At 59.3% G+C, this 20,513-nt stretch carries 12 protein-coding genes, 1 tRNA gene and 1 pseudogene; 4 read left to right on the plus strand and 10 right to left on the minus strand.

Features of this window, described 5'->3' with window-relative positions:
- Nucleotides 1-133 precede the first annotated feature (133 nt).
- From FCN80_RS03650 to rimJ, 3 genes are all read right to left on the minus strand, one after another.
- Nucleotides 134-8,650: a glycoside hydrolase family 94 protein gene (locus FCN80_RS03650; protein WP_306767832.1), complete on the minus strand. Its 8,517-nt coding sequence runs from the start codon at nt 8,648-8,650 to the stop codon at nt 134-136.
- Between the two features lie 259 nt (nt 8,651-8,909).
- A complete protein-coding gene (locus FCN80_RS03655) occupies nt 8,910-9,854 on the minus strand; it encodes a Gfo/Idh/MocA family protein (protein WP_136988529.1) in 945 nt (314 codons plus the stop codon).
- A gap of 63 nt (nt 9,855-9,917) precedes the next feature.
- Nucleotides 9,918-10,502: a ribosomal protein S5-alanine N-acetyltransferase gene (gene rimJ, locus FCN80_RS03660; protein WP_136988530.1), complete on the minus strand. Its 585-nt coding sequence runs from the start codon at nt 10,500-10,502 to the stop codon at nt 9,918-9,920.
- Nucleotides 10,503-10,809: 307 nt separating this feature from the next.
- On the opposite strand from rimJ, the gene mdtH reads away from it, so the two are divergent.
- Nucleotides 10,810-12,018, plus strand: a complete 1,209-nt coding sequence (gene mdtH, locus FCN80_RS03665) for a multidrug efflux MFS transporter MdtH (protein ID WP_136988531.1) — start codon at nt 10,810-10,812, stop codon at nt 12,016-12,018.
- 153 nt (nt 12,019-12,171) lie between these two features.
- Entirely contained in the window at nt 12,172-12,735 is a 564-nt protein-coding gene (locus FCN80_RS03670; protein WP_136988532.1) for a lipoprotein, read from the plus strand.
- 45 nt (nt 12,736-12,780) lie between these two features.
- On the opposite strand, the gene FCN80_RS03675 is transcribed toward FCN80_RS03670, so the two are convergent.
- Nucleotides 12,781-13,347 (minus strand): TorD/DmsD family molecular chaperone, encoded by a 567-nt coding sequence (locus FCN80_RS03675; RefSeq protein ID WP_230492462.1) that lies wholly within the window; start codon nt 13,345-13,347, stop codon nt 12,781-12,783.
- Nucleotides 13,348-13,402: 55 nt separating this feature from the next.
- Nucleotides 13,403-14,341, minus strand: a complete 939-nt coding sequence (locus FCN80_RS03680; RefSeq protein ID WP_136988533.1) for a 2-hydroxyacid dehydrogenase — start codon at nt 14,339-14,341, stop codon at nt 13,403-13,405.
- 210 nt (nt 14,342-14,551) lie between these two features.
- Here FCN80_RS03680 and FCN80_RS03685 point away from each other — a divergent pair.
- Nucleotides 14,552-14,641 (plus strand) — tRNA-Ser (locus FCN80_RS03685).
- Between the two features lie 415 nt (nt 14,642-15,056).
- On the opposite strand, the pseudogene FCN80_RS27360 reads toward FCN80_RS03685, so the two are convergent.
- Together FCN80_RS27360 and FCN80_RS03695 are read right to left on the minus strand one after the other, a co-directional pair.
- A pseudogene (locus FCN80_RS27360) lies at nt 15,057-15,337 on the minus strand (alpha/beta fold hydrolase); the annotation flags it as partial.
- 236 nt (nt 15,338-15,573) lie between these two features.
- The gene (locus tag FCN80_RS03695; RefSeq protein WP_136988535.1) at nt 15,574-17,037 is read right to left on the minus strand and encodes an MFS transporter; all 1,464 of its coding nucleotides are present in this window, start codon (nt 17,035-17,037) and stop codon (nt 15,574-15,576) included.
- A 97-nt stretch (nt 17,038-17,134) separates the two neighbouring features.
- Between FCN80_RS03695 and FCN80_RS03700 the strand changes: the two genes are divergently transcribed.
- Nucleotides 17,135-17,932: a helix-turn-helix transcriptional regulator gene (locus FCN80_RS03700; protein WP_136988536.1), complete on the plus strand. Its 798-nt coding sequence runs from the start codon at nt 17,135-17,137 to the stop codon at nt 17,930-17,932.
- A gap of 52 nt (nt 17,933-17,984) precedes the next feature.
- On the opposite strand, the gene FCN80_RS03705 is transcribed toward FCN80_RS03700, so the two are convergent.
- The 3 genes from FCN80_RS03705 to FCN80_RS03715 form a co-directional block, all read right to left on the minus strand.
- Complete coding sequence (locus FCN80_RS03705) at nt 17,985-18,707, minus strand: SDR family oxidoreductase (RefSeq protein WP_136988537.1); 723 nt, start codon at nt 18,705-18,707, stop codon at nt 17,985-17,987.
- Nucleotides 18,708-19,017: 310 nt separating this feature from the next.
- Nucleotides 19,018-19,809, minus strand: coding sequence for a phosphate starvation-inducible protein PhoH (gene phoH, locus FCN80_RS03710; protein WP_170975307.1), 792 nt, complete (start codon nt 19,807-19,809; stop codon nt 19,018-19,020).
- A gap of 29 nt (nt 19,810-19,838) precedes the next feature.
- Nucleotides 19,839-20,129, minus strand: coding sequence for a hypothetical protein (locus FCN80_RS03715; protein WP_136988539.1), 291 nt, complete (start codon nt 20,127-20,129; stop codon nt 19,839-19,841).
- Nucleotides 20,130-20,513: the final 384 nt, after the last annotated feature.

The raw sequence follows: 20,513 nt of genomic DNA on the forward strand, positions 1-20,513 counted from the left end.
GTCCGCGGCTCGCGCATTCCCCGCCGGCATCCCTCTCTTTTATGGTGCGCCTAGTCTACCCTGACTTACGCAAATCGCTACCGTCAGTTGTAAAATAACGCAACAGAATCAGAGCGCCTCACCCTTCCGCCGATTATATTTCCAGCAGCAGCAGATGGCTGCCGCCGTCCAGCGGCGCGCGGACCTGGTTATCCTTAAGCGTCAGCGGCCGATCGTCCAAACGGGCCTGGGCCGCGCCGTATTTGCGCGCGCCATTATTGACGACTCGCAGCGTAAAACGGGTTTCCAGCACCCTTATCTCGGCGTCAAACCCCGGCCAGTGCTCCGGCAGGCAAGGGTTGACAATCAGTTCACCGCCCTCGCGCCGGATGCCCAAAATGCCCTCGACGCCGGCCCGGTACATCCAGCCCGCCGATCCGGTATACCAGGTCCAGCCGCCCCGCCCGACATGCGGCGCGACCGAATAGACATCCGCGGCAATCACGTAAGGCTCGACTTTATAACGCGCCGCCTCCTTCAGCGTGCGGGCATGATTAATGGGGTTGAGCAGAGCGAACAATTGATGGGCCTTGTCCCCCTGTTCCAGCCCGACGAAAGCCAGAATCGCCCACATGGCGGCATGGGTATACTGGCCGCCGTTCTCGCGCAGACCCGGAGGATATCCTTTAATATAGCCCGGCTCCCGCGTGGTCTTATCGAACGGCGGAGTAAACAGCAAAGCCAATTGATCTTCGGGACGGATAAGCCATGTTTCCACCGCCGCCATGGCGGCGGCGGCCCGGTTAGGATCGGCCGCGCCGGACAACACCGCCCAGGATTGGGCGATACTGTCGATGCGGCATTCGTCGTTTTCCCGGCTGCCCAACCAGGCGCCGTCGTCGTAAGTGGCCCGGCGATACCATTCGCCGTCCCAGGCTTCCCGTTCAATGGATGCTCGCAGGGTTTCCGCCGCGGCCTGCCAGCGCGCGGCCCGCGCCGGTTCCCGCTCCGCGACGAAAGGAGCGAACAGCGTCAGGGTTCGTATCAGCAGCCAGCCCAGCCAGACGCTCTCCCCCCGTCCGCCCTCGCCCACCCGATTCATGCCGTCATTCCAGTCGCCGGTGCCCATCAGCGGCAACCCGTGTTCGCCGAATCGGGCCAAGACACACTCCAGGCCGCGGATGCAGTGCCGATACAGGCTGTCGTTTTGCCCGCTAACCGTCGGCAGGAAAAAGGCGTCGTGCTGCCCAGGCGCCAAAGCCGGCCCGGTCAGATAATCCTGCTTTTCTTCTAAAATCTGCCGATCGCCGCTGCACCGGACATATTCGGCCACGGCGTAGGCCAACCAGACCCGATCGTCGGCGATGCGGGTGCGCACGCCCTGGCCGGAATGCGGCAGCCACCAATGCTGCACATCGCCTTCGATAAATTGCCGTCCCGCCGCGCGCAGCAGATGGCCGCGGGTCAGATGCGGCTGGGAGAAGGTTAGCGCCATGCCGTCCTGCAATTGATCGCGAAAACCATAGGCGCCGCTGGCCTGATAAAATCCGGAGCGGGCCTGGATACGGCATGCCTGGGTTTGATAGAGCAGCCAGCCGTTCAGCATGATATCCATCGCCGGATCCGGCGTGTTCACCCGGATCGCGCCCAAGCGCCGCTGCCAGTGCCGCTCGATCCGCTCCAGCAGCGCGTCCTGGGAAGCGGCGCGATAGGCGCGGATCAGCCGCCGCGCCTCTTCCGCCGTTTCTCCCTGGCCGATAAGCCAGACGATTTCCCGGCTTTGCCCGGCGCTAAGTTCAAAATGGGTCTGCAATAGCGCGCAGGGATCGAAACCCGCGCCGCACGCTCCGCTCAGGCGTTGGCCGGTAAGTAGCGCGGCCGGCGCATCCATGGCGCCGTTACGCCCGAGAAATTCGGTGCGATCGGCGGTAAAACCGTCTTGCCGGCCGCACAAATCAGCGAAAGCGACCCGGCCTTTGAAGGCTTCCGACCAACTGTTACGCACCAAAACCGCGCCGGTGTCGTCATCGACCTCCGTAATAATATACGGCGCCGAAGCGCTGCGATCGGTGCCGAGCACCCACTCGGCATATGCCGATACCGACAGACTCAGCGTTTGTTCGCTGGTATTGCGCACCGTCAGGCGGGATATTTTAACGGCGTCGTCTTCGGGGGGCGCATATTGCACCAATTCGGTAGCGGTATGGCCGGTATGGTGTTCAAACCGGCTATAGCCGAAGCCATGGCGCGCCAGATAGCGGCCGCCGTCATCAATGGGATAGGCGGTGGGACTCCATAGGGCGCCGGTGTTTTCGTCGCGCAGATAGAAGGCTTCACCGCCATGATCGAGAGCGGCGTCATTCGGCCAGGGCGTCAATTGATTATCGCGGCTATTGCATGCCCAGGTATATCCGCCACCCCGGGCCGATACCAGGAAACCGGCCGCGGCATTGGCGATAACGTTTATCCAGGGAGCCGGCGGGCGCGTTGCGGCATCCATAATCGTGACGTATTCGCGCCCATCCAGGGCAAATCCGCCGATCCCATTAAAAAACAGCAAATTTTCCGGCACAGGGATGTCTGCCACGGGGGGCAGACGGCGTTTGCGCCGCGGCAGCGGCATAACCGGCGGTTGATCCAGCGCCGCCAGGTGCGCGCCGATATCACCCCGCCGCGCCGTAAGCGTAACCCGTGCCACCGATTGCAGCAATTGCCGCGCTTCGACACTGATGAGATCGGCGCGTAGGGCATAGACGCCGCCGCGGGCGACGTCGCCGGCATATCGGGGCCGGGTCTGGCTGCCGCGCACCGCGGTTTCTATGGCATTTTGCAGCGTCTGTAAATAGGAAGCCGAATGTTCGTTGAGGATCACCACATCCGCGCTCAACAGCTTCATATGCCAGTATTCCTGGGCACGCAATACTTGCCTGACTTGGGCAATATCCTGCAAATCATCTATCAGCAACAAAACGATGGGTTTATCCCCGGAAATCGACAACGGCCAGAGAGAGGATTGCTCCCCCGCGCCCCGAATAATACTCGCCGATGAGGGACGAAAACGGGCGTCCGCATACAGTAAAGGCGCGGCCAGCCGCTGGAAATCCGCCGCCTCTTGCGCATTGATATCCAGATGGCGTAACTGGACTTGCGCCTGGGTCCAGGCCAGCGTCTTGGCCCGTTTATAAGCGCCGCGATCACAGTGCTTATCCATAAGCGTCATCAATTCCGCCTCGCTGGCGGCCGCCAGCGTCCAGAAAGCCACCCGCACCGAGCCGCCAGGCGGCACCCTGACCCGGTGGCGCAAGGAAAAAATCGGGTCAAGCACGGTACCCACCGTACCGGACAACGCCTGACGCCCCCGCACGGCGTCGCCGCGAACGGGTGATGCGCCGCGGCCGATAAACCGCGCCCGATCGGTTTCATATTGCGCCTCGCCGATGCTTTCACCTTCAACGATGGCCAAATGGGCGGACCAGACAGGAGCATCCTGCGGCGTTCTGCGCCGACGGGTGGCGACCAACGCATTGTATTCCGGCAGATAACGCGTCTGGACAAACATTTTGGCGAAGGCCGGATGGGCCGTGTCGACGGACGGCGGCGCCAGTACGATCTCCATGTACGACGTCAATTCAACCTCGCGTACCCGACGGCCGCAATTGGATAACATGACGCGTCTGACCTCGCCATCGTCTTCGCCGGAAACCAGAACATTTAACGTGGTGGTCAGTGTTCGATCATGATGGATAAACGTGGCGCCATCCTCGCCAAACGCGACCTGATCAAAGGATTTGCCTTTCAGGGCGCGGATTCGCTGTTCGCCCGAATCGGTGAGTCCCTGGGTCGCCAGCCCGGCCGTCCAGGGTTTACCGCTGCGCATATCGCGCAGCAGAATAAATGAACGGCTGTCATCGCAGGTGGCATCCGCCCGCCAGCGAGTGATGGCGATATCCCCCCAGCGGCTATAGCCGCCGCCGGTTACGGTCAACATAACCGCGTACCGGCCGTTGGACAACAGATGCGTCGTGGGCGCGCCGAACGGAATGGCGGTGAAACGGCGCTGAACCATGCGGTTGTGTTCGGCCGGGAAGACCGCCCGTTTCACTTCCTCGGCATAGGGCTTGGCCAGGGCCACCTCTCTGGGCACCCGTTCTTGCAACAGCAATTCGCTGGCCTGAATCATGGGTTCGCGATGAAACCGTTCGCGCATGTTGCCGCGCAGCAAGGCATTATTCAACGCCACCAGCGTCATACCCTGGTGGTGGGCCATATAACTGCGTATCACGGCCACGGTATGATTTTCCGGCAGGCGCGCCGGGGTAAAATCCAGCGCCTCGTAGTAACCGTATTCTCCACGCGCGCCCCATTCCGCCAGCCGCCGAAAATTTTCCCACGCGCCTGGCCCCTCCACCATGGATGCCAGACCGGTGGCATAAGGGGCGACCACCCGGTTTTGGGCCAGGCCGCGCTGCAAACCCAGTCCCGGCACGCCAAAGTTGGAGTATTGATAAGTGAAATCCATGTCGCGGGCGTTGTAGGCGGATTCGGAAACGCCCCAAGGCAGATGTAACGCACGGCCATAGGCTTGTTGGCGGGCCACCGCCACCCGGCAGGTTTGCTCCAGCAAACTGCCGGTCGCCGCGCGCATCACCAGCGACGGCATCAGGTATTCGAACATCGACCCCGACCAGGAAACCAGCGCCGAGTCCCCCCCTGATTTGATGACGGCCCGGCTCAATCGGTACCAATGCCGGACGGGAATATCCCCCTTGGCGATAGCCATCAGGCTGGTCAGACGCGCTTCGGAAGCCATCAAGTCATAGCAGCCGCCATCCAATTGATTATCGGTAAACGAATAACCGATGGACAACAGGTTGCGCTCTTCATTGACCAGAAAGCGAAAATCCATGCCTTGCGCCATTTGCCGGGCGGCATCAGCCAGCTTATGCAGGCGGTTGTCCAGCAGGTCGGGCGTCCCGTCGGTCAACTGACGATCGGCTTCGTGGGCGGCCAGCCCGTCTTTGAGCGCGGCCAGCCAAAAGAGCAACGTCGGATCGGGAGGTTCTTCCGCAAGCCCTTGCATATCGTCCACCAAACCGTGCGCCTCTTCCGCCAAGGTGTGCAATCGCGGCAAAAGAATTTGCAATGGACGCATGAGCGCCAGTTGCTTGCCGATTTCGTCCAACGCCAGGGTGAGCGGCAGATTATCGGATTGCGGGGAACGGGCCAGGGCTTGGCGCGCCAGCAGCCAATGATCCCTGGCCCCTGCCCGCCAGCTTTCCGCCACATGCTGATGCAGCCACTCCTCGCAGGTGTTGGCCAGCGCGATGAGATGCCCGGCCAGGTTGCCGCTGTCCACCGAAGAGACATAAGCGGGTGTCAAGGTCTCCAGGCTGCGGGTTTCGTACCAGTTGAACAAATGGCCGCGGTAGCGTTGCAGCTTACCTAAGGTGGCGAAAGTCGCCTCCAGCCTATCCAGCGCCGCCTGTGTGCCAATCCAGCCGAAATCCCGCGCCGTCGCCGTCGACAGCAAATACAAGCCGATATTGGTGGGCGAGGTTCGGTGCGCCAGTACCGGTCGCGGATCCTCCTGAAAATTGTCCGGCGGCAGCCAATGATCGTCCGGCGTGACGAAGGTTTCGAAAAACCGCCAGGTATGACGGGCGATCATTCTGAGCTCCTGCGTCTGTCTCGGCCCGAGGACTGTTTGCGGCCGCACGGCCGGCGGCCGGCTAACCCACCAGGCGGCGAGCGGCGCCGATAGCCACAACAGCGCCAGCGGCCACGCCAACGGCCAATTCCAGGGGGCGACGGATAAGGCGGCGGCGACCATGACCAGGGCCAACGTCAATCCCGGCAGCATGCGGCGGCAATAGCCGCCCAGGGAGGGTCGCGGGCAGCCATCGGCCTGGGCCGCCGTCGTCCATTCCAGCAATTTGCGGCGGCTGACGTAAAGTCGATACAGCGTCCGGGTTATGGCGTCTAGCATGTGCCAGCCTTGATCGGCCAGGAAAATCACTTGCAGCAGAATTTTCAGCAACGCATAACGCAGATCGGACATCACATTATGCCAATGGGCGACCAGCGGAATACGCCGGCGCCGGGGCAGTAAGTCCCAGGCAATGGGCACCAGCGCCGGCAGGGAGATCGCGGCCAGGATAAACAGCGTCGCCGCCAACGCCTGCGGCGCGGGCAGCAGCCAGCACCAGCCCAGCGCCAGCACTCCGCTGGGCGCCAACAGCGATCGGCGCAGGTTATCGATCATTTTCCACCGGCCCACGGCGAAAACCCGGCATCGTTGGCCGAAGACCCAGGGTAATAACTGCCAATCGCCCCGCGTCCAACGATGTTGCCGTTTTTGCACCACATCATAGCGGGCCGGCGTATCCTCCACCAATTCCACATCGGAGGCCAGACCGGCCCGGGCGAAAATGCCTTCGAACAGGTCATGGCTGAGCAAGGCGTTTTCGGGGATGCGGCCGGCCAGGGCGGTCTCGAAGGCGCGGACATCATAGATGCCCTTGCCGGTAAAGGAGCCCTCGCCGAACAAGTCCTGATAGACATCCGAAACCACTGAGGCGTAGGGGTCGAGCCCGCCGGGGCCCGACAGAACGCGCTGATAGAGCGAACCGCCTTTGCCCAGCGGCAGTGACGGCGTGACGCGGGGTTGTAGGATGGCGTAGCCGCTGCGAATCCGGCTGTCGGCGGGGTCAAAACGGGGATGATTCAGGGGATGGGCCATCTTGCCCACCAATCTTTTCGCGGCATCTTTCGGCAGGCGGGTATCGGCATCCAGGGTAATGACATAGCGAATGTCGGCCGGCGCCCTGGTGCCGTCGATAAAGCTTGTATCGCTGGCGCCGCGCAACAGGCGGTTGAGCTCGTGCAGTTTGCCCCGCTTGCGTTCCCAGCCCATCCAGCATCCCTCGCGGGCATTGAAACGACGCCGGCGGTGTAGCAGCAGGAAACGATCGCCGTCCGGACCGGGACCGTATTTCCGATTAAGACGCGCAATACCGCAGCGGGCATAATCGATAAGCAGGGTATCGGCGGGCAACGACTCGACCGGCGCATCCAACACATCCGACAGCAGGGCAAAGGTCAGAAAGCCCTCGCCCCCGGCCAGGTAGTGCACTTCCAGCCGTTCCAGGTGCGTCTCTATTTCCTGGGTGTCGCCAATCAACACCGGCATGACCACCAGCGTGCGCAACGTCGCCGGCACGCCTTCCCGTAACGCCATTCCGGCCAGCGGCGATGCGCCTAGCCGCCAGTTAATCAGGCGATTGACCAAGGCGCAGGCCGCCTCGCCGACCACCGGCAGGCTGAGCAACGCGAACAAGATAAGCCAGGGAACGCCGGCGACCTGGCGAAACAGTAGCGCCGCGCCGCATGACGCCAGTAGACTGAGCAACACGATTGTGCCGGCGTAGCCGACAATGCCCGGCAGCGCCAGCCAGCGACTTAGCCGCAGTTTCCAGGGCGGCCGAAAGCCAAGCTCGATCTCCAGTTTGCGCCGCCCGCCGCCTATCAAATGATAACCCGGGTCGCCGACCCGTATCGCTTCCTGGGCATTGGTTTGCGCTTCGGCCGCCGCTCTGGCCGCGGACAACACCCGGTCGGCAACCTCCAATTCCTCGAGGCCCGCCCCACGCGCCAACTGCTCGATAGCGCCGCGATAGAGATTACGGGTGGTAAAATCCATGTCGTCGAACGCGCTGCCGCGCCGCAAACGGCCGTCCACCAAGCTGACGCTTTCAAACAATACCGCCCAGTCGATATCTGAGATTAAACGCAAACTGGTAATGATATTGCGCACCGTGACGTTGGACGCCCCCAGGAGTAGCTGGGCGTTTTGCACCGCGGCGTCCACCGAGCCGCCCTGGCAGGCCAGACGTTCCTCCAGCCAACCCAGCGCCGGCGTGGTGCGCGGGTCCTGATTGCGCAATCTTTTGGCCAGTTGCGCCACGAAATGGGCATTGCCGTATTGGACGTCCCGTTCCAGCCGGGCGGCCGCCAAAGCGACTTGCGCGTTTCCCTGCCTGGCTAATAACCGATCGGCCAACGTTTCCGCTCGCTCGCGGGCCTGGCGTCCACGCTCCATTTCGTCGGCCAGCCGGCGCAGATTTTCAATAAGCACGATCCGAAACGAAATGGCCACTGCCCAGAGTTCGCCGATGGTCAGCGGCCGCAGCCGTTGATAGGCGGTAATAAACCCCCTGAGATTGTCTGTATCGACATGGCTGTCGGTATGGGCGACAAAGGCCCAGGCCAGACCGAAAACCCGTGGATATCCGGCCAGCGGCCCGCGCCCCAGTTTCGGCAGTAAACGGTAAAACCCGGGAGGGAGATCTTCCCGGATTTCCCGAATGTGCTCTTCCACCAGATGAAAGTTATCCAACAGCCATTCGGCCGACGGCATAACGCTTTTGCCGCTTTCCACCGCGCGAGCGCTGGCGCGGTAGGCTTGCAGCAACACCCGGGCGTTATCGTCAAGACGCGTTCGCAACGGCAGTACGCGCAGCGGGCGGGCGGTTATCGCTTCGGTCGCCGCCAGTGTGGCGGCAAGTTGCTCCAGACGTTCAGCGCCGAAGAATTCCGCCCTGATGGGCGCGATATCCTGCCAGGGGGGAGTGATTTTCCGTAAACCTAACACCTTAGCGAGCATCTTATTCATAGCGGCCTTTAGCCCTGGCTTCATGCCATGGGGTGCAAAAAATGAAACGGCGGCGCCGCGCGGACGACAGCCGGTTATCCCCTTGTCGGGGACGCTCGATTAACCCTGGGAAAAGAACGCCGGATGACGGCGCCGGAGCAGACATGCCCTGCCGAGCAGGGAAGACGTGTGATAATAAGAGTACGGGCACAACACGGCCCGACCCGCCGGCGACGCCCGGATTCCGGCGGGTCTACTGACTATGGACCATAAAAGCGGTTTATGCCAACCGGCCGCCGGCGGCCGGCGGCGTATCGACGTTTGCCAGCAATTTTTCAATCCAGGACTGAGCCTGCAAAGCTTGCTGGCCGCTGACCAACGGCGCGGTCTGGTTGCTTACCGCCTCGAGGAAATGCCGCACCGCGCCGGTAAATCCACGCTGGGTCAAAACAGTCTGCCAGGCGGGTACCGGTAATTCGCTGACGACGCCCTGGTTCTCATGGCGCCACAAACGCATGTCCTCAATATGATAAAGCGCGCCGTCATCCACAGCGGCCAGGGTTTCACGTTGGCTGCCGGCCCGACGATGCATACTGGTGGTAATGCAGCAGTCGCCCTGCCGGAAATGGTGCTCGGCATACAGCATCCGGCCATCCAGGGTCGCCCGCAGGACGCCGCTTTGCAGGGTAGGCGCGCCATCCGCCAGCCATAAGGCGGTGTCCACCACATGCAAATAATCGTCCAACAGGGTGAAGCGCATATCCTGCGGGCCAACGCTGTCCTTCCGGTGCTTGTCCATACGAATGGACGCCGGGTGTTGCAATTGTTGTTTCAGCCGCAAGTATAACGGCGCAAAACGGCGGTTGAATCCCACCATCAGCGCGCGTTTCCGGCGCTCGGCCAATTCCACCAGTTGTTCAGCCCGCGACAGGGTGTCGGCCAAGGGCTTATCCACATAGACATGCATACCGCGCCCAAGCAGGGCCGAGACCACATCGAAATGACTGCCGGTGCTGCTGTGAACGAATACGGCGTCGCAAAGGCCGGCAAGGGCGTCAAGGCTGGCGCAAAAGGGAATGCGATAACCCGCGCAAATGTCCCGCCCCTTGCCGTGGTTGGGGGAATAGGCGCCGGCAATCGTCCAGTCCCCCGGCTGGCACAAAAGCGGTAGATAGACTTTTTGCGCGATGTCGCCCAAACCGACAATGCCGATACGTAATACCATACTGACCTCCGCAAAAAACCCGCTACGCGGCCAACACTGCCGCAGCGTGAAAGATGCCGGGTATCAGCGCCCTTGCGTCCAGCCCTGATACGTCAGTGCCGTCAGGATGTGATCGCGCCACTGGCCGTCTATCATAAGATAATCTTTGGCGTAGCCTTCCCGTTCGAAACCCAGCCGCGCCAGCAGGTTGCCGCTGCGCTTGTTGTGCGGCATGTAATTGGCCATGATCCGGTGCATTTGCTGTTGGCGCTGCATGTAACGGATGGCGGCTTGCAGGGCTTCGAACATCATGCCTTGCCCTTGCCATTTTTCCCCTAGCGAGTAGCCGAGGAAACAGGCGTGGAATGATCCTCGCAGGACATTGCTGAAATTCGCTACGCCGTAGACTTCGTTTTCTTGCGGATCGAGCAGGATGAAGTAATAGGCGCTGCCTTGCCGGTGCATTTCGGTGATTAGGCCCAGTCTGGCCTGCCAGCCAGAGGGAAAACAATGGCTTTCGTCACGGATGGGTTCCCAGGGTTTGAGAAAGGCCCGGTTGCTGGCATAGTAATCGGCCAGCCGATACGCATCGCGTTCGTGGACCAAACGCACCACCAGCCTGGCGGTTACCAATCGCACTTTCGGCGACGCTGAGCGATAGCCAAACATCAGTCCTCCGCTATCAGGGTAGCTAATCATTATTTTGGGTCACGATCCCGATCATGAGCCGACACAACCCTCACGGCAAGACCCTCTTATACGTTTGAATGACTATAACCTTTTCATTTCGCCAGAGTAAAACCCGGGGCGAAGATTTTGTTCGCCGGCTGGCGGGAATGTGATCGGTCTGAAAGAAGTCATCGGTATATTCCTCGGATTTTTGGGAAAAATATCTTATTTGGCGGGGGTTTCGTTATTACGCCGTTACGTTCAGAATGGGTATTCTCATTCAGGGATTGTGAATTTGTGGTGGAGTATGTCGTCGGTTTCGCAAGCCAGAAGCTTGGGTAAATATTTCCTGCTGATGGATAATATGTTGGTGGTGCTGGGTTTTTTTGTGGTTTTCCCGCTCATTTCCATCCGGTTTGTCGATCAATTGGGCTGGGCGGCCTTGTTGGTGGGTATTGCGCTCGGATTGCGCCAGTTTGTACAACAGGGCCTGGGCATTTTCGGCGGCGCCATCGCCGACAGGCTGGGCGCCAAACCGATGATTATCAGCGGCATGTTATTGCGGGCGCTGGGTTTCGCCTTGATGGCGATGGCCGCCGAGCCCTGGGTGCTCTGGCTGTCCTGCGCCTTGTCCGGTCTGGGCGGTACGTTATTTGACCCGCCCCGCACCGCCATGGTGGTCAAGCTAATCCGTCCTCACCAGCGCGGTCGCTTCTTCTCGCTGTTGATGATGCAAGACAGCGCCGGCGCGGTCATTGGCGCGCTGATCGGCAGTTGGCTGTTGAAATACGACTTTCATTTGGTCTGCTGGGCGGGGGCGCTGCTGTTCATCATGGCGGCGGCCTTCAATGCCTGGATGCTGCCGGCCTATCGCGTCTCATCCCAGCGCGCCACGCCGGTGTGGGAAGGCATGCGTCGGGTCATGCGCGACGGCCGTTTCGTCGCCTACGTGTTGACGCTGACGGGCTATTATATGCTGGCGGTCCAGGTGATGCTGATGTTGCCCATCAAGGTCAACGAAGTGGCCGGCCAGCCCTCGGCGGTGAAATGGATGTACGCCATCGAGGCTACTTTGTCCCTCTTGTTTCTGTATCCCGTTGCCCGCTGGAGCGAAAAGCGTTTCAGCCTGGAAACCCGCTTGATGATCGGTCTCGCCATTATGATAGCCGGCCTGTTTCCCATCGGGCTGGTCAATGATTTGCAGACGTTATTCAGTCTAATTGCCTTGTTTTACTGTGGTTCAATCATCGCCGAACCGGCGCGGGAAACCCTCGGCGCCTCGTTGGCCGACAGCCGGGCGCGCGGCAGCTACCTGGGATTCAGCCGTTTGGGCCTGGCGCTGGGGGGCGCTATCGGCTACAGCGGCGGCGGCTGGCTGTATGACTGGGGACACCGGTTGTCCATGCCGGAGTTGCCTTGGTGCATGCTGGGTGTGATTGGCCTGTTGACGCTGTTCGCGCTGTTCCGGCAATTCCGCCGTCGTCCCATTGAATCGGCCATGCTCAGCAGCCGGTAGGGGGCATTTCGCCATTACCCGCGGATAGGCCGGGGGCGGGGAGAATTGCGAAAACCGCGCCCGGCCACTTGATCCGCCGGATTGAATCGTTAATATCGGTTACGGCGAAAGACAATCGGCCGCCCAGGCGGGCGGTCTTATCATGGAACAAGCATGAAAAAACGCATTCTGACGACGGTGATCTTACTGTTAAGCGTGTTGCTGACCGGGTGCAACAAGCTGACCGAATACCGGCTCAGCGAGCAGGACATCAATCACTATTTGCAAGAGCACAATGACTTCAAGAAATCCATCGGCGTGCAAGGTCTGCTGAACGCCGACATCGTGCTCACCGGTTTGAGCAGCCAGATAGGACGCAATGAGCCGGATAAGGTCCGGGTATCGGGGGATGCCAAGGTCAATATCCAAACATTGTGGGGTTCCAGGCAAGCCGACGTGAAACTCATCCTGGAAGCGCAACCCTTCTATGACCGGACCGAGGGCGCCGTCTACCTCAAGGGCATGCAACTGGTGGATTACCAGGTGCAACCCGATAAACTGCAATCCACTTTCAAGGTCATGGCGCCTTATCTCAATCAGGCGCTGACGACCTATTTCGATGCCCATCCAGCTTACGTGCTTGACGCCAATCGCAGTAAAACCGAGGCGTTGGCCAAAAAACTGGCCAAAGGTCTGGAAGTCGAACCCGGCGAGCTGGTCATTCCTTTTGTGGGCTAAGGATCGCCGGCATCGTGTCCGCGCCGGCCGCGTTGATCCGGCGCGCTACCGGGTCCCGTCGTCGTCCAGATCTTCGCGCAACGCTTGCAGCGCCTCGCGCGTCATGGTGGCCAGCGCGCGATAGAAGTCGCTGCGCGCGCTGGTTTCCACCTTGCTGAGAAACCCATCGCTCCAGGGCAACAAAAACACATCGAACAGACGACTAAGCGCCAGCACCTCATCGGCGGCGGCATGATCTTCCAACCAGGACCCCGCCAGCAACAGCGCCCCGAAATGATCGGCCGGCGACGCCGGTGAAACCATGCCGGCTTGCTGCAGAAAATCCCTCGCCTCGCTTTCCGTCGTCCGCAGCCATGCCGAACGTAGCGGCGAAACCTCGGCGGCATCGCCCACAAATAGCCCGGCGTAGTCATCGGCCAATACCTCGGGCCGGCTGTCGCCGCGCAAACGTTCCAGCAAAGCGCCCTGCTCCAGCGGCCAGTATTCAGCCAACTTACCTTCGCGAATCAACACCAGCAACGGCGCCAGCAGCGAGTCTTGCGGCGGACGGTAGAAAAGCGTGCCCAGTACCCGGCATACCATGGAAAAATCGTTCATATTGTTATCCATCATTGTTTCCCGGCGCAGACCTTGGCATAAATCCGCGTGTTGCGCAATGCGTGAAGCCTCAATATCCGTTCGCGCGATCAACATATCCGGAGGGGCTAAGGCCGGCCTCAATCCGATGGATATTATCGACGATGTTATCTAACGCCGGCTCCGGTAAGGTCGCGGCGGCGATATGCGGCGTGAGCGTGACGCGCGGCGCAGACCAGAAAGGATGGTCGGCAGCCGGCGGTTCGTCCCGGCAGACATCCAGTGTGGCGGCGGCGATCTGACCGGAAGCCAGTGCCGCCAGCAAATCGGCCTCCACCAGGTGTTTGCCCCGGGCGGCGTTAATCAGATACGCTCCCCGGCCAAGCTTGGCGAACAGCGCGCTGTTGAGGATATCGCGGGTCAGGGGCGTGTCGGGCAACAGGTTCACCAAAACCCGCAGTCCCGCGAGAAAGGCATCCCGTTGTTGTTCACCATAACCGGCTATGCCGGGCAGGCTTTTAGGACGGCGGCTCCAAAGCCGCACCGAAAACCCCAACGCGGCCAAAACCTGCGCCGCCCTAGCGCCCAGCACGCCGGCGCCGGCGATGCCCACCACGAAATTCCGCTTATCCGGCAGCGCCAGTTCCCGCCAGAAGCCTTGGCTTTGCCCCGCCTGATAATCATCGAAGCGGCGATAATAGCGCAGCACGGCGGCGCAGACATACTCCGCCATTTGCGTCGCCATGCCGGCGTCCTCAAGCCGCAGCAACGGCACGTCGGGGGCCAGAGCATCAGGGTGCGCCCGCAGCATATCCATTATGGCATCCACGCCCGCGCCCAGCGCGAACACGCCTTTTAAACCCGCGCGGCCCGCCAGCATGTCCAGCGGCGGATGCCAAACCAGCGCATAGTCCGCCGGCGCGTCGTCACCGGGACGCCAGACCCGCACATTCGCCTCGGGCAACCGACGGCGCAGCCCATTCAACCAAATTCCCGCCGGCATGGCGGGATGATAAATCATGATATTCATAAGGTATCGGATCACAGACCGTTTCGAAGAAACCAAGATAACCGCGTGGCGAAAGGGGAACAATTTATTATCAAAACCGGCACTTGGCGAGGGTTTGCCTCCCGACACGCTTAAACCCTGAGCAAACACGCCATCATTAAGAAATTATGCTTGACCAAAAAGGGCCGACTCCCTATAGTACCGCCCCGTCGACCTACTGGTTGACGGCACGGTGAGATGTCCGAGTGGCTGAAGGAGCACGCCTGGAAAGTGTGTATACGCGAAAGCGTATCGAGGGTTCGAATCCCTCTCTCACCGCCACCCCTTTCGATTTTCCTCCATTGTCCCCTATTGTCGCCGAAACACAGCGATTTCCGTATCCTTCGTAGGGTACTGGGAACGGTTATATTCACGCCATTGCACGATACCCGGCGTAGGGAACGGCGCGGAAGGCGGACTGTCGGCCTTTTTACCCATACCCTTGGGTGACGTCCCCGATGGGACGCGGGTAGCAGACCGGGGCTCTCTTCTCAGAGCCGCGCCAGAAACGTAAGGATGAGTTCAGTTACCCCCCTTGGCCGCTCCTGTTGGAGCCAATGGCCCGCGCGGGGAAGAATATGCGAGCCACGGAGGAAGGGTTCGGCGTGCCATCGCCCAGTTTGCGCGGGCCTGCCTCGCCACTCGCCGCGAAGATAAGCTTGCGAAGGGTCAGCCTGACATCTCTGCTGAACTCGACTTCGGGGCCGTCCGTCTTGCCGTAACCCCGCATGTCCGGAGCAACGGCGCGATAGCCCGCCTGCGCCAACGCCTCAATCTGGTGCCGCCACGCGTGCGCGGTTTCAGGGAAGCCATGACAGAACAAGATCAACGGGCCCTTCCCGGCGTCGAGGAAACGCATTTTGATGGCGCGGGTCTGAAGAATGGTCTCTCTCACAAAACCTCCAGAGAGGATGCTAGGGGATAGGATGCGGCGACAACCAAGACTGCCGACCCGACCAGGAACTGGCGACGCGGCATAAGCGCCCTTGTTATTCCCCAACTCTTTATTTTATGGAATGAAAAGGGATTTAAAATATTATAACACTTATCGTTTCGGAAAATCGCGCAATCAGAACCGATGAACATGTCTTCAATACCGTACTCGAAGAGTCACATACCGATGCAAAGCTCGAGCTCCTGGCGAGATAAGCTTCGACAACACTTACTCACATCGTCGCCATCGCTCTTGCCATTGTCACCGACCCAGCGGACGATCAGGATTTTTGCGAAAGCCTCGCCATCGCGCTAAACAAGACAGCCGCGACGGTCGCAGCCGCAAGGTTGTAGACCATCCCTTCCACAAAGGCAGAGGCATAGAGACCGGCGTGCCCTTTGCCCACCGGATCGCGCGTGAGTACCATACCGAACAACATCCCGGCCATCGCCACGCCGAGCGCGGCGCCCACTTGCTGAAGCGTCGAGATGATGCCGGCGGCCATGCCGGCCTGCCGCTCTTCGACGAAACCGAGCACAAGATTAAGCAACGGCGTCATGACCATCGCTTGCGCCCCGCCGATGACGACCAGAACCGGAATAAGGCGAGCGACGACAAGATTGGCGCCGGCAAACCAGACCAGCGCAATTATAGTGCCTATTGAACCGGCATAAAATAGCGCGCCTATCGCAATTGCCAGGGGACCAAAACGTGCGACGAGACGCGAAGCCATCATGGACGCGAAGACAAAAGCAATCGAGCACGGCACAAAAACGCCGCCCGCCTCAAACGGACTGAGACCGAACCCGGTTTGCGCCAGCAAGGCGAAACAAAGAAAGAACGATGATGAAGTAGAATAAATCAGTAATACCAGCAACCCGCCCAGCGCGAAACGGGCCTGGCGCAGAAGCGTCATATCCACAAGGGGCTGGTACCCCGCGCGCCTGCGCCCTTCCTGATGGTGGTAAAAACCGGCAAGTAAAGCGCCGGCGGCAAAAAGCGACAGGACGCTCCAGATTCGCCAGCCATACGTGGACAACTCGATCAAAGGGGTAAGCAGGCACGTCAACCCGAGACTGACCAAGCCCACACCCGGCCAATCGAGCGCCACGGCCTCCGGTGCCCGGGTTTCAGGAATAACGCGCGCCATGACAATGGCGAAAAGCCCGATTGGCACATTAATAAGAAAGACGGTCCGCCAGCCGAGGTCGAAAAGGTTGGCTTCAACCAGAAAGCCGCCGACGATTTGACCGGCAATCGCGGCCAGACCCAGTGTCATGCCAAGAAAGCCAAAAGCACGACGGCTGTCATCGCCGGTGAAATTCACCCGGATCGACGCATAGACCTGCGGGAACAGCAGGGCCGCCGCTCCCCCCTGCAACAGGCGCGCGCCAATCAGCACTGCAATATTGGGGGCAATTCCGCAAAGAAACGATGATAACGTGAACCCCGTCATGCCGGTGACGAACAGTCGCCGTCGACCATGGAGATCCCCAAGCCGACCGCCCGTTATCAGCAATACACCGAAGGCCAGTTCATAACCAGCCACGATAAAGCCGATCTCGGACAGGTTCGCGCCAAGCCCCACCCGCATCGACGGGATCGCGACATTGACCACGAACAGATCAAAAATCGTCACAAAGCCGGCCAGCAGCAATATTGAAAGACCGATCCAGGAACGGCGACCGGGAATTTCGGCGATTTTTGTGGCGGATGATTCAGTGATGCGGGCATTGGGTTTCATTTTGCGTCCTTTTAGGGTGACGCATTAGAGAATGCCACAACTAAATCATGTTACAATTTAACTCATTATACTATTACTAGTAGTAAGAGGCTGACCAATGCGGACACTGGAACGAACTCGCCCCGATCTTAGCGAATTCCTGCGCGTTCATCGCGAACGGCTGTCGCCCGAGGATGTCGGTCTACCAAGGGCTAGGCGGCGGCGGACGCCAGGACTGCGGCGGGAGGAGGTCGCGGCGCTCGCCGGCGTTGGCCTCACGTGGTATACGTGGCTGGAACAGGGACGCGACATCGGCGTTTCCGCTGATTTTCTCAATACGCTTTCACGAGTGCTGAAGCTTGATGCGGCCGAGCGTCGGCATCTGTTCTTACTCGCCCATGAACGACCACCCGCCGAACCCGGAAAGACGTTTTGCATCGTGCCGGCCTTGGCCCTGCGATTGGTGCAAGACCTCGCTTTGCATGCCGCCTACATCATCAATCTACGATGGGACGTATTGGCCTACAACGAAGAAGCCGGCCGTCTGTTCGGTTTCGGCGAACACCCTTGCGCGCGGCGAAACCTTCTCTGGCTGTTGTTCACCGACCCGGCATTGCGGGAAACCTTTGCCTGCTGGGACAAGGATGCGCCGGCCATGTTGGAAAGCTTTCGCCGGGATTTTGCCACCGCCCGCGCAGATGCCGATGCGCTCGCTCTTATCGACGAGCTGGAGCATGTTTCGCCGGACTTCAAAACCTGGTGGCGGCGGCAGGATGTCCGCGCGCCATGCACCGGTGTCCGAACACTTAATGTCAACGGACACCGCCTTGATTTCGAGCACACATCCTTGACGATTGACGGCGGCCAATATCTCAGACTCGTGGTATATGCTATCGTGCAGCCGGTCTTACCCTAATCCGGCGATACCGATTCCACTCGACGGCCTGGCCCGGGCGCACGGCCAAAGCTCAGCGACCGCCCAAGCTTCCGCCGCCGTCAACGGCCAGAATCTGGCCGGTAATGAAGCTGGCACCCGGCGACAAAAAGAAGCCGATGGCGGCCGCCACCTCGGCCGGCGTGCCCAGCCGACGCATTGGAATAGCCGAGAGCGCGCGCTTTTCCGCCTCGCTTCCGACGGGTCGGGTCTTGCGAAACAGTTCCGTTTCGGTGGGACCGGGAGCCACCGCGTTTGCCGTGATGCCATATTCCGCAAGCTCCAGCGCCCATGTGCGCGTACAGCCGACCAAGGCACTCTTCGCGGCGGAATATGCCGTGCGGTCGAACGCGCCATAAATGGCGCGGCTGCAAACATTGACGATGCGGCCGGAGCGACGCGCCTTCATGCCTGCGACAAGGGCCTGTGTCACCTGAATGGCGCTACGGACATTGAGATCCAGAACATGCTGCAGCGTCGCCATTTCAATCTTGCCGAGCGGTTGCGGAGATGCCACGCCGACATTATTCACGATGCCGTCGACCGCAAAGTTTTCGGCAACGCGCGCCAGCGTCGATTCCGTCGCGTCAATATCGGCGAGATCACAGGATAGGAACGTGCCGGGAAACCCGGTTTCGCCGGGACCACGGGCAATGCCGATCACATGATTGCCTTGCGCCGCCAACATGTCGGATACCGCCCGCCCGATGCCTTTACTCGCGCCTGTTACCACGATCGTACGATTTTCGTGAGCCATGATCTTCTCTTGAAAACAATGCCGCCGGCAAAGCGTCGATGCGCGATATACACACTAATGACGCCAAGTTGCATCGCGGCGGCAAGGGAGTGAGAAAGAAACAACCTAGGGAGAGTATAAAGGGAATTGATTACGGTATTGCAAGCGTATCCCGCTTTGTTGATAAAAAAAGTCCCGGTCGTCAAGGCCGGGACTTCGTTCGCTGACATGAAGAAAAGTCCTTAGGGAAATAAGACCGAAACCTGGCCTCAATAGCCCGCAATTCCGGCGGGCCTTTTCATTGCCTCACGGCAAAAAAAACGTCTCGCCTTTATTGATAGGCATTAAGCGTGCGCTGGCATAATGCCGAACGAACGCAATCCTGCTTACCGAAACGCACGATGGCTATCATCTCATCATCCTCGGTAAAACGGGTCAAGGCATCCTCCAACCCGGATTTGACGCCACGGGGCAAATCACACTGGGTAATGTCGCCATTGACGATAACCGTGACGTTTTCACCCAACCGAGTCAGAAACATTTTCATTTGATTAACGGTAACATTTTGCGCCTCATCAAGTATGACGATGGCATTCTCAAACGTCCGGCCCCGCATATAAGCGAAAGGCGCGATTTCCACCTTGCCGATTTCCGGTCGCAAGCAGTATTGCATGAATGACGAACCAAGCCGGCGCAGTAAAATATCATAAACCGGTCGGAAATAAGGCGCGAACTTCTCGCCGATATCGCCGGGCAAAAAGCCAAGATCTTCATCAGCCTGTAATACCGGCCGGGTAACGATGATACGCTCCACCTCTTTATGTATTAATGCGTCGGCCGCCTTGACGGCGCTTAAAAAGGTTTTACCACACCCTGCTTCGCCGGTTGCGAAAATTAACTGTTTGGTATCGATGGCAGATAAGTAATACTCCTGAACGTCATTACGCGCCTCAATCGGCCTGGTATCGCGGATATCGCGAGCCATACCGATGGATTCAATCCCGCTCATATGAACAAGAGAAGTGACCGAGTCTTCCTCACGCATTTTCTGGTTACGTGATTCACGCCGTATAACGCGTTTTGCCTCACGACGTGCTTTGATCACTACTTTTTGTCTTCCCATAAGTGGCACCTTACAGTTTGTTTCACCATTCACGCGGGCCAAACCCGGTGACTACGCTTCACATTCAAAAAGGTTGTGGCTTCCTTTAGAGCCATTGAGAGCCGTTGGATGCTATGAAATACATCGCTGACCGACGTGAAAATTAATCGGACCGGACGTTTTTTCATGGAATGGATAATGAATTCGGGTGCAAGAATTGCGGGAGACGGGGAGATAACGGTCAGGGCTGGTACAGTTTCGGGAAGGTAACCGCCGATAAACTCGGAGGCGGTAAAGAAAACATCCGGTGGTGTCGTTAGCCCATAAATGGACACTGTCATTAGCGATCCCCGTAATGAGTATATGCATTATATACTCGGCGTACGTCAAGTTGCCTCTTGGTTGGCTGCGTTCACTCACCCCAGTCACCGAGTTAGCTATGTGCGTCTGGGCCGCCACGATGCAACTCAACGTATTTAGAGTTTATACCGTTTCGCGTCTGAACTACCGCTTGCTATCTTGAGTATAATGACATTGCTACAAATTGCAGTCCCATTGCAACTCTTTTTTTTATCAGGCGAGCAATAATTAACCGTCATTGCGACAACATGTTTATATTAAAAAGAAAAATACCCTGGGGCGAATAAATGGGGTATATATACTCTGAATAATTCAAATCGTATCCCGGCAACGCGCCGACCGTCATTATCACGCGCGTCGCCTTT

Source organism: Martelella alba (assembly GCF_005217455.1).
Classification (GTDB): Bacteria; Pseudomonadota; Gammaproteobacteria; order Enterobacterales; family Enterobacteriaceae; genus Acerihabitans.

Coding starts and splice junctions, on each gene's coding strand:
- FCN80_RS03655 (WP_136988529.1), bottom strand. CDS start 9,854: ATGGTATTACGTATCGGCATTGTCGGTTTGGGCGACATCGCGCAAAAA.
- FCN80_RS03695 (WP_136988535.1), bottom strand. CDS start 17,037: ATGAAACCCAATGCCCGCATCACTGAATCATCCGCCACAAAAATCGCC.
- mdtH (WP_136988531.1), top strand. CDS start 10,810: ATGTCGTCGGTTTCGCAAGCCAGAAGCTTGGGTAAATATTTCCTGCTG.
- FCN80_RS03700 (WP_136988536.1), top strand. CDS start 17,135: ATGCGGACACTGGAACGAACTCGCCCCGATCTTAGCGAATTCCTGCGC.
- FCN80_RS03715 (WP_136988539.1), bottom strand. CDS start 20,129: ATGACAGTGTCCATTTATGGGCTAACGACACCACCGGATGTTTTCTTT.
- FCN80_RS03680 (WP_136988533.1), bottom strand. CDS start 14,341: ATGAATATCATGATTTATCATCCCGCCATGCCGGCGGGAATTTGGTTG.
- FCN80_RS03705 (WP_136988537.1), bottom strand. CDS start 18,707: ATGGCTCACGAAAATCGTACGATCGTGGTAACAGGCGCGAGTAAAGGC.
- FCN80_RS03675 (WP_230492462.1), bottom strand. CDS start 13,347: ATGATGGATAACAATATGAACGATTTTTCCATGGTATGCCGGGTACTG.
- FCN80_RS03670 (WP_136988532.1), top strand. CDS start 12,172: ATGAAAAAACGCATTCTGACGACGGTGATCTTACTGTTAAGCGTGTTG.
- phoH (WP_170975307.1), bottom strand. CDS start 19,809: ATGGGAAGACAAAAAGTAGTGATCAAAGCACGTCGTGAGGCAAAACGC.
- FCN80_RS03650 (WP_306767832.1), bottom strand. CDS start 8,650: ATGAATAAGATGCTCGCTAAGGTGTTAGGTTTACGGAAAATCACTCCC.
- rimJ (WP_136988530.1), bottom strand. CDS start 10,502: ATGTTTGGCTATCGCTCAGCGTCGCCGAAAGTGCGATTGGTAACCGCC.